The sequence below is a fragment of the Microbacterium sp. genome (genome assembly GCF_052099035.1).
In the GTDB taxonomy this organism is placed as follows: Bacteria; Actinomycetota; Actinomycetes; order Actinomycetales; family Microbacteriaceae; genus Microbacterium.
This window is the reverse complement of the sequence record NZ_JBQDSX010000083.1, coordinates 1-9,629: the sequence shown is the minus strand read 5'-3', so window position 1 is coordinate 9,629 and position 9,629 is coordinate 1. Positions and strand designations below refer to the sequence as shown.

Annotated in this window: 9 protein-coding genes and 1 pseudogene; 1 reads left to right on the top strand and 9 read right to left on the bottom strand. The window is 64.3% G+C overall.

All coding sequences use genetic code 11. The annotated features are described in order from the left end of the window. The 9 genes from ACTIAO_RS15725 to nrdI form a co-directional block, all read right to left on the bottom strand. Positions 1-401, bottom strand: a 401-nt coding sequence (locus tag ACTIAO_RS15725; protein WP_441907104.1) for a hypothetical protein, incomplete at its 3' end; no start/stop codon positions are given. Next, the gene (locus ACTIAO_RS15720; RefSeq protein WP_087136577.1) at positions 398-1,084 is read right to left on the bottom strand and encodes a DUF2637 domain-containing protein; all 687 of its coding nucleotides are present in this window, start codon (positions 1,082-1,084) and stop codon (positions 398-400) included. The genes ACTIAO_RS15720 and ACTIAO_RS15725, both read right to left, overlap by 4 nt. After that, complete coding sequence (locus tag ACTIAO_RS15715) at positions 1,081-1,989, bottom strand: bifunctional DNA primase/polymerase (protein ID WP_087136576.1); 909 nt, start codon at positions 1,987-1,989, stop codon at positions 1,081-1,083. Before ACTIAO_RS15715 ends, ACTIAO_RS15720 begins: the two co-directional genes overlap by 4 nt. Beyond that, entirely contained in the window at positions 1,989-3,071 is a 1,083-nt protein-coding gene (locus ACTIAO_RS15710) for an ArdC-like ssDNA-binding domain-containing protein (RefSeq protein ID WP_087136575.1), read from the bottom strand. The genes ACTIAO_RS15715 and ACTIAO_RS15710 overlap by 1 nt, the downstream gene beginning before the upstream one ends. A 226-nt stretch (positions 3,072-3,297) precedes the next feature. After that, entirely contained in the window at positions 3,298-4,137 is an 840-nt protein-coding gene (locus tag ACTIAO_RS15705; protein WP_243736110.1) for a helix-turn-helix transcriptional regulator, read from the bottom strand. Between the two features lie 191 nt (positions 4,138-4,328). Then, positions 4,329-4,910, bottom strand: coding sequence for an NADPH-dependent FMN reductase (locus ACTIAO_RS15700; RefSeq protein WP_087136529.1), 582 nt, complete (start codon positions 4,908-4,910; stop codon positions 4,329-4,331). Positions 4,911-5,207: 297 nt separating this feature from the next. After that, positions 5,208-6,233 carry a class 1b ribonucleoside-diphosphate reductase subunit beta gene (gene nrdF / locus ACTIAO_RS15695; protein ID WP_087136528.1) on the bottom strand — a complete coding sequence of 342 codons (1,026 nt, stop codon included), beginning with the start codon at positions 6,231-6,233 and terminating at the stop codon, positions 5,208-5,210. A gap of 32 nt (positions 6,234-6,265) precedes the next feature. Beyond that, positions 6,266-8,422: a class 1b ribonucleoside-diphosphate reductase subunit alpha gene (gene nrdE / locus ACTIAO_RS15690; RefSeq protein WP_441907103.1), complete on the bottom strand. Its 2,157-nt coding sequence runs from the start codon at positions 8,420-8,422 to the stop codon at positions 6,266-6,268. Continuing rightward, a complete protein-coding gene (gene nrdI / locus ACTIAO_RS15685; protein WP_121657515.1) occupies positions 8,419-8,922 on the bottom strand; it encodes a class Ib ribonucleoside-diphosphate reductase assembly flavoprotein NrdI in 504 nt (167 codons plus the stop codon). Before nrdI ends, nrdE begins: the two co-directional genes overlap by 4 nt. A 245-nt stretch (positions 8,923-9,167) precedes the next feature. Between nrdI and ACTIAO_RS15680 the strand changes: the two are divergent. Next, positions 9,168-9,629: pseudogene (locus ACTIAO_RS15680) on the top strand (phosphoenolpyruvate carboxykinase (GTP)); the annotation flags it as partial.

Below are 9,629 nucleotides of genomic sequence, written 5' to 3'. Positions count from 1 at the left end.
GACGACGAGCGGGGCCGATCCTGCGGCTCGAACACATCGAACGACTCGAACACCGCCGACTCCGCAGGTGCCGCGCGTTCCGCTCGGCGATCCCGAATGTCGCGCGCATGATTCCGGGTCGCCCGGTAGGCGTGGCCTGGCGCGCGGCGGGCACGGTGCGCGAGTTCGGTCTGGAAGTTGATGCCGCGGCCAGCGATCCTGGCGGTGCTCGACGCGATCAGATCAGTCGGACGTACCCACGCGATCCCGCGTTCCACACGCGAACCAGGGTCAGTAGTAGTTCCTGAGAGTGAGGGGTCGCGGTGCACGGCGAACGCCGACCGCTCCGCCCCCGCACCGTCGCCCCGTTCGGGCAGCGTCTCCGGTAGCTCGGTGCGGCTGGTCTCTGTGTGGTCGTTCACGAGGTCTCCTCCTGCTCTTCGTTGATGGCTGGGGTGAACCAGCGGCCGACGGTGGAGGGGTGCACGCCCAGGTGCCGGGCGATCTGCTTGTTCGACCACCCCTCCACCTCCCGCAACTGCGTCGCTTCCGCCCGCCGCTCACTCACTGACACCACCGGCATCTCCACTGCCTGCGCCTGCTCAGCCTCCGGTACGGCGACCGCCTGCGATGGAGCGGCGGTCTCTGCCGGCACCTCCTCGATCGCGTCTGTATCCGGCGTGGTGGTGGGGCGGGTGAGGATGACGGTGAGGTGCGTGATCGACAGCAGCACCAGCGGCGGGATCGCAGCGACCGACGCTGCAAGAACCGCCGGGACGTCGGTGTCGGCGGCAATGATCGCGTGGATCGCGTTCGCCGTGACCGACACGACGGCGCCGGCGGCGAGGAGCGTCCAGGGGTACCAGGTCGGACGGGATTGGTTGGCGAGGGCGACGACGGCGACGGTTGCGACGACGATGATGCCGTCCACGATCAACGGCCACGCCCACGCCTGGCCCGCATCAATCCCAGACCGCCGCGCAAGATCAGCAAGCGCGGTGAATGACAGCCAGAATGCGCCGGCGGCGATGAACACCGTTCCCGTGATCGCCGTCACCGCAGCCAACCGGCGACCCCGCGGCAAGACAGTCTCGATGGTGCTCATGAGATCACCCGCCCTGGTGATCCGCGCACCACACGCCGCTCATCCGCCACGGGCTCCACGGACGTGCGCGTTGTGGGGTGGGTGGTGCGGTAGGCGGAGCGGATCGTCGCCATGATCTCCCGCGGCCTGAGCCCCGCGTGCTCTGCCGCCGGGCCCAGTGCGTCGAGGGTTACATCGGGAGGGGCTCCTGATTCTGCGAGTCGGCAGGCGGCCCAGAACAGGCCCCGGTTCCGCTCACCCTCACCACGCCCCGCCACCCAGCCGGCGAGCACTTTCGCATCAGACCCCCGCCGCTCAAACCGAGAAGCGCGCGCACGGTCGAGAGGGATCGGGGTGCGAGGGTCTAAGAACTCGCGCAGCCGCGCCGCATCCACCGGAGCCGGAGGACTACCTGCCGCGACGATCAGCCGGTACGGTGCCCGCACCCCGCCAGGGCGCAGCACCTTCGACGGCGGGGCAATGATGTAGCCACCGTCACCCCGGAAATCGACATGCGCCCGCGCTGCCTGCCACGACGACTGCACACGGTCGGAGTCTGCCGGATAGTAGGCGTGGAGCCCGCCGGAGGGGGTGCGCACGAGCGCCGCCCACCCCGCCGCATGGCCTTCACGGTGCGCGGTGCGGAAGGCGGGGAATCCGGTGCCGGTCGCGTGCACGTCGACATCGACGACCTCGACCCCGGATGCGGCACCGGTGGGGATGCCGATGTTCGCGGAAGGCCACCTCGACCACCACGCCGCAACCTGCCCCGGATTAGCGGTCGCGTCATGGAACCCACGGCGCACCAGCGGGCGCTTCTCGCCCGGCGCGCATGGAAACACCGGTACTCCGGCCGCAGCGAACCGCGCCGCCGCCTCCGAGAGCGGCATCCCGCCGACTTCGCTGAGCAGATCGACGGCACCCATCACAGGCTCCTCACCGACGACGCCACGGCGCGGCGCGGCTCCTCCGTCAAGGGATCAGCAGTCGTCTCGACCGCAGGCTCGGGGCGTTTCTTCGCTGGGGTGTCGCGGGTGAGGCCGGGAGGGTCACCGTTGCCGATCTGCACCGTGGGGAGCTGGTCGAGAATGCTGGCTGAGGTTTTGCGGACTCGTTCGCCGGTGGCTTGGACGACTTCGACCGGGGACTTCTCCGGCACCGTCGCCGCCCACCCCGACACATACGGGATCGTGTAGTCGCTGGTGTCCATGCCGTGCGCTGCGGCGACCATCAACGCCACCGAATCAGCCTCCACCTCACCAATCCCTCGATGCCCCGTCGCATCCGGGTTGTCCGGCCCGTGCAGGAGGACGTGGGCGAGCTCGTGGACAAGGGTCTTCACCTGTGCGGCCTCGGGCATGTTCTCCCGCACCGCCACCGTCCGCGCACCGAAATCAGTGAGGCCGTTCGCGCCGTGGATCATGCCCTCATGCGGCACCCGCAACACCGTGAACTCCTCCGCCTCCACGAGCCGTGCGATGCCATCCCAGAGACCGTCGGGTGCTTCACCTTCGAGCAGCCGCGGGGAGGGTGGTGCGGGGATCGGGTCGCCTGCGGTTTGGGAGACATCCCAAACGTAGGCGGGGCGGACACCGACCAGGCGGGAGCGCACCGCCTCACCCGGTTTCGCTTTCTCGAACCGGCCAAGCCTGCGCCACGATTCCGCCACCTTCGGCGTGAACGACGCGAACCTGCCCGTCACCGGGGCGAGGATCATGTACCCCGACTGGCCCTTCTCGACCTGCCGGCCGAGTGCCTGCCACTGCTTGAACCCCGCCACATACGACGGCACCGGCTCCGGCACCCGGCCCGCCTCGAATGCCGCCTGATGCTGCACGAAGATCAGCAGCGTGTTGTTGAATGAACGGGCACGAAACCGGGTCGCGAACGTGAGCGCCTGCTTCCAGTCCTCACCCGACACCAACGACTCCACCGCGCCGGTGAGTTTTTCATGCAGGGCGTCGAGCTTCGCATCCCGCGCAGCCCGTTGTTCCTCGGTGGTTGCCATCGTCGTCCTCCTTCCGCGAGGCTCCGCACACGGCGGGTGACCTCTGCGACCAGAAGGTGCGCGAAGGGACTCAGAGACAACAATCGAGACGGACGACGGACAGATTGTGAGCGACCGCCAGGTGCATCACTGAACCCGACGTGGTCAAACCACCACTACCTCACACGTGGCCAGCCTGGTGATCCGAGCATCGAATCATGGTCGTTTCACCCGGACGCACGCGCGTTCACTCGGGGTACGACGGCAACGGAATCTGCCGGCTGATCCGGCGATACTCACTCGGGGCGACACCGATACTCCGTCGAAACTGCCGGGCGGCGAAGTCAGGATCACCCCAACCGACAGACGCCGCAACGACCGAGATTGGTGATTCCGTGGCTTTCAGCAAGTGCGCCATTCGCTCCGCACGCAGCATCGTCAGATACGCGATCGGGGACTTTCCGAATGCCTGTGTGAAGACGCGCCGCAACTGCGACGGAGACAAGTGGACTGCTCCCGCCAGCTCAGGAACTGACCAACGACGATCCATATCTCTGGCGAGGAGCTCTGCAGCTATCCGAGCTTCGGCCCGCAACGGTCGGAACGCGCGATGCCTCGGTGTTGATGGCACAATCGTGCTCCGCTGTGTCGATGTGACTCGATCGCCAGTGACCGCGAGGTGCGGAACGATGACATCGAGCACAGCGGAGAGCAGCGCCTGCGCCCGGTAGAAGTTGTTCGAGTGCTGACCGTCAGCGCTCAGCGCTGCGAGTTCGTCCAGCCATGGCATCAGTAGCCCCGCGCGGTCCTCCCCAAGCCGGACGACCTGCGCTGGCTCCGCGTAACTTGCTTCGAGGAAGTCGCTTGCATCGAGACGATCCTTGAAACGTGCGGCATGCTGCCAGAACACCTGATCGATCACATAGTCACGATCCAAGTACAGCGTTGTGGTCGTAACCCAGCCCTCAGGCTCAGCACCACAAAGCGTATTCGCAGCGAGAACCACGACATCGCCGACATTGACGTGGCGGCTACCGAACTCGCTAAACAACCTTGCGCTTCCGGCGCGGATCGCGATCAACTTCACACAATCGAAAGCGACAGGCGGAATTGGTGTGTGATCGCTACGCGTGCGGACAAGGATGGGGGTGAAGTTCCGCGGATTCCCTCGCGATTCCGCGGAACCTGTGGCTGCTTGCATTCATCAGTGCCCAAGGCATCGGCTTAGGGACGGCCCCATTCGAGCCATGATCGATGCCCTGCATCGGGATTCGATAATCACCCGTTGCCTCTTGCTTCGAGCTGTCTGTCGATGATGCCGACGAAGCGATCTACGTAGTCTTGGAGGAACTGCGCAGTGTCTTCATTGAGCCGATCCTCTTCATCGAAAAGGGTGGGTGATTGCGCGAGAAATACCTCTGGTTGGCCCGGCGTCGGCATGTCGAAGTATGACAAGGCGAGGCGAAGGTTCTTCTGTGAGCTGTAGCCGCCCATGCGGCCCACCGAGTGGCTAATGATGCCGGCTGGTAGGTTCTTCCATGCGACATCTCCATTGGGTTTGGAACCGATGTCGATGGCGTTCTTGAGGCATGCGGGAATGGTGCGATTGTTCTCTGGTGTGACGAACAGGATGCCATCGGAAGCCTTGATTGCCTCTCGAAATGCCGTGTACTCCTCTGGGACTCGCACGTCGGCAACTTCGGGGTCGTCGTAATCGAAGTCGTACAGAGGGAGGTCACGGATCTCAAGGATGCTTGCTTTGTAACCTTCGGGGAAGTAGTCGATGGCGTTGTGGGCGATCTTGCGCGCGTAAGAGCCCCGGCGTAGGCTCCCGATGATTACGTTGATGTTCTTTGTCACTGGCGGTGTTCTCTTTCTTCGAAGTGATATCAGTGCTCGATGGGCGGGAGAAAAGGTCGGGCCCCAAACGCCGGCGGTGGGCCGGCACGGTGCGACGCGGCGATGAACTGATCAAGCTTGTGTGGACTCTCCGCGCGGAGAAACATGCCAAGCATCGAAAGGAGCCCACCGATAACGGCATCTCGGTTCGAACTGGTCCCGAGTAACCGCAGCGCAGCGGGCTGGTTGCCTTCTCGTACAGCCTTAAACAAGGCGATAGTTTCGAGCCATGCCCCTTCGTCGGGACGGGGCAAAGGCTCAGAAGTCCCAGTCATCGTCACGGGTATCTACTGCTTTGCCGATGATGTAGCTGGACCCAGATCCAGAGAAGAAGTCATGGTTCTCGTCCGCGCCGGGTGCGAGAGCCGCGAGGATCTCCGGGTTGACTTCGGTCTCTTCTGGCGTGAAGCGGGCAGGGTAGCCGAGGTTCATGAGTGCTTTGTTCGCGTTGTAGCGGACGAACACGGCGACGTCGTCCATGAGTCCGAGCGGCTCGTAGAGCTCACCGGAGTAGGCCAGTTCGAGTTCGTAGAGCTCTTCGAGGAGCGCATAGGTGAACTCGCGCATGTGCTCTTGTTCGGCGAGGGTGTGGGTTTCGAGGCCGCGCTGGTATTTGTATCCGGAGTAGTAGCCGTGCACGGCCTTGTCGCGGAGGATGAGCCGGATCATGTCGGCAGTGTTAGTGAGCGTGGCGTGCACGGAGAAGTGCAGTGGCAGGTAGAACCCCGCGTACAGCAGCAGCGAGGACAGCAGCGTCGAGGAGACCTTCCGCTTGAGCGGATCATCCCCGTAGTAGTGCGCGAGCACCCTCTTACACCGCTCCTGAAGAAGGTCGTTCGCGACGGCCCACCGGTAGGCGTCGTCGATTTCGGGGGTCGAGGTGAGCGTGGAAAACACAGACGAGTAGGAGCGGGCGTGCACGGACTGCATGAACGCGATATTTGTGTACACGGCCTCTTCGTGTTCGGTGCGGGCATCCTGGATCTGGCAGATCTCGCCGACTGTGGCCTGCACGGTGTCAAGCATGGTGAGCCCGGTGAACACGCGCATGGTCAGCGTGCGTTCCTCCTGGGTGAGTTTCTGCCAGGCGGAGAGATCGTTGGAGAGCGGCACCTTCTCCGGCAGCCAGAAGTTCGCAGTGAGGCGGTTCCAAACTTCGAGGTCTTTGTCGTCTCCGACGCGGTTCCAGTTGATGGGCCGCAGGCGGGCTGCCGGGTCGTGCCGATAGCCCGGCGGAGTGACGGAGATCTCGGTGATGGGGCGGGTGATATCGGTGAGGGTCATGGGTGTTCCTTCGGGAAGATCGGATTCTGGGGTTACAGCGCGCAGGAGACGCAGCCTTCAATCTCGGTGCCTTCGAGCGCGGGCTGGCGCAGGCGGATGTAATAAAGGGTCTTGATCCCGGCACGCCAGGCATGGATCTGGGCTCTGTTGATGTCGCGCGTGGTCGCCGTGTCGCGGAAGAACAGCGTGAGAGACAAACCCTGGTCGACGTGGCGGGTGGCGGCGGCGTAGGTGTCGATGATCTTCTCGTAGCCGATCTCGTACGCGTCCTCGAAGAACTCGAGGTTGTCGTCGGTCATGTGCGGGGCCGGGTAGTAGACGCGGCCGAGCTTGCCTTCTTTGCGGATCTCGATCTTCGCTGCGATCGGATGGATCGACGCGGTCGCGTTGTTCACGTACGAGATCGATCCTGTCGGCGGGATGGCCTGCAGGTAGGCGTTGTAGATGCCGTGCTTCCGCACCGATTCCCGCAGCTGGGCCCAGTCGTCGCGGCTGGGGATCGCGACACCTGCCTCTGCGAAGAGGGCGCGGACGCGTTCGGTGGCGGGCTGCCAGTCGCGCTCGGTGTACTTGTCGAAGTAGGTGCCGTCCGCGTAGGCGGAGGTCTCGAACCCGGCGAAGGTCGTGCCGCGTTCGATGGCGATCCGGTTGGAGGCGCGCAGGGCGTGGTAGGTGACGGTGAGGAAGTAGATGTCGGTGAAGTCGATGCCTTCCTCGCTGCCGTAGCGGATGCGCTGCGAGGCGAGGAACCCGTGGAGGTTCATCTGTCCGAGCCCGATCGCGTGCGACGCGTCGTTCCCGGCCGCGATCGAGGGGACCGCGTCGATGTCGGTCTGATCCGACACGCTCGTGAGTGCCCGCACCGCGGTCTCGACGGTCGCGCCGAAGTCCGGTGAGGCGAAGGCCTGGGCGATGTTGAGGGAGCCGAGGTTGCAGGAGATGTCCCGGCCGACCTGCTCGTATCCGATCGCGGCGTCGTAACGGGACGGGGTGTTCACTTGGAGGATCTCGCTGCAGAGGTTGGACATGTTGATCCATCCCTGAAGCGGGTTGGCGCGGTTGACGGTGTCCTCGAACAGCACGTAGGGGTATCCGGATTCGAACTGCAGCTCGGCGAGGGTTTTGAAGAACTCTCGTGCGCTGATCGTGGTCTTGCGCACGCGCGGGTTCGCGACCAGCTCGTCGTAGTGGTCGTTCACGGACAGATCCGACAGCGGCTTTCCGTATTCGCGCTCGACGTCGTAGGGGCTGAACAGGTGCATGTCCCGGTTCTCCTTCGCGAGCTGGAAGGTGACATCGGGGATCACGACGCCGAGGGAGAGCGTCTTGATGCGGATCTTCTCGTCCGCGTTCTCCCGCTTCGTGTCGAGAAACCGCAGGATGTCGGGGTGGTGCGCGTGGAGATACACTGCCCCGGCCCCTTGTCGGGCGCCGAGCTGGTTGGCGTAGCTGAAGCTGTCTTCGAGGATCTTCATCACCGGGACGACGCCGGAGGCCTGGTTCTCGATCTGCTTGATCGGTGCTCCGGTTTCGCGCAGGTTCGTCAGCAGTAGCGCGACCCCGCCTCCGCGCTTGGAGAGCTGCAGCGCGGAGTTGACGCTCCGTCCGATGGATTCGAGGTTGTCCTCCAGGCGGAGCAGGAAGCAGGAGACGAGCTCGCCGCGCTGTGCTTTGCCCGCGTTCAGGAACGTCGGTGTCGCGGGTTGGAACCGGCCGGAGAGCATCTCGTCCACCAGCCGAGTCGCGAGGGCTCCGTCGCCCTGTCCGAGGAAAAGCGCGGTGGCGACGACGCGCTCTTCGAACCCTTCCAGGTACGTGGTGCCGTCGAATGTCTTCAGGGCGTAGGAGGTGAAAAACTTGAACGCGCCGAGGAAGGTGTGGAAACGGTGCCCCGCCCCGCGGGCGCGCTCATGCAGGTCCGTGAGGAACTCCGGAGTGTACGCATCGAGGAACGCCTGCTCGTAGTAGTCGTTCGCGACCAGCCACTCCAGGCGTTCGGCCACGCTTCGGAAGGTTCTCATGTTCGGGATGACGTGCTGGCGCAGGTACTCCTCTGCGGCTTCCCGGTCCTTGTGGAACTGGATCGACCCGTCCGATGCGAACAGGTTCAGTTGCGCGTTGAGTGCGTGGTAGTCCTTCCGTGCGCCAATCCCGGTGCGGGCCGGAGCTTCTGGGGAGATGATGGTCATGCGGTCTTCCTCTCAATGGATGTCAGGTTTTCGGAGGCCTGCTCCCAGAAGCGGGTCAGGCCGTTCTTCACGTGTTCGATGTCGCGCTGCGTGCCGAGCAGCTCGAAGCGGTACAGCTCCGGGACCTGGCATTTCGCGGAGATGACGGGACCGGCGAGGCAGTAGTGCTCGCCGAAGTTCGTGTTCCCCGCTGTGATGACGCCCCGTATGAGTGCCCGGTTAGCGGGGTCGTTCAGAAACTGGATTACCTGCTTCGGTACCGCCCCAGCTCGTTCCCCTCCGCCGTACGTGGGGACAACGAGCACAAACGGCCGTGTAACCCGGATCAACCCCTCCACCCGTGGCCGCAGCGGAACACGAACCGCGGGCCGGTCGAGCCGGTCGACGAAGCGACGAGTGTTCTCCGAAACACTCGAAAAGAACACCAGATCAGGCGACCGGGCGGCGGCAAGTTCGCGCACAGAGGGCGCTTCGCGCCGGGACTCGGATAGGGCTGGCATGGCGATCCTCCTCGCTCTTCGGTTGCGACGCGCCCCGCCAGCAACCACTACATGTTGTGCCTCACCAGAGTTTGGAGCGGCGTATCTAGTAATAACATCACTGTAGTTCCCCGATCTACGACATGCCAACATTTGAAACTACGGCACGCCGAACATTAGAGTGAAGTGCGCAGATGATCTGTGACTGTGGGCAGGACGGTCGTCGGACGCGCTCAGACGCGAAAAGAGAGAAGAAGGAGTGTCACATGGCTGATGAGAGCCGAATCCCGATACCTGCCGAGATTGACAATGAGAGCATCCGTGCATTCGTGGAGGAGTGGGCCGAGGTCACCGATCCCGAGCGGATCGAGCTCGTCTCGGCTGCCGATGACGCGCGGCTCATCGGCGAAGCCCTCGCCGCAGGTGAACTGCTGCCCGCTGGTGTGGGCCGGTACTATGCCAGATCCCACCCGAAGGACACCGCCCGCTCCGAGGAACGCACGGTTGTCGCGACCTCGGATCCCGCTGACCGCGGCCGCTACAACAACTGGCGGCCAGCGAGCGAGGTGAAGCCGCTCATCGTCGAGCGGATGCATGGCGCATCTCGCGGGAAGACGATGTACGTCGTCCCCTACCTGATGGCCCCGCCCGGCACACCGCTCGCGGCCTACGCGGCCGGGGTGGAGCTGACCGATGATCGCACCGTGGTGCTGCAGATGATCCGCATG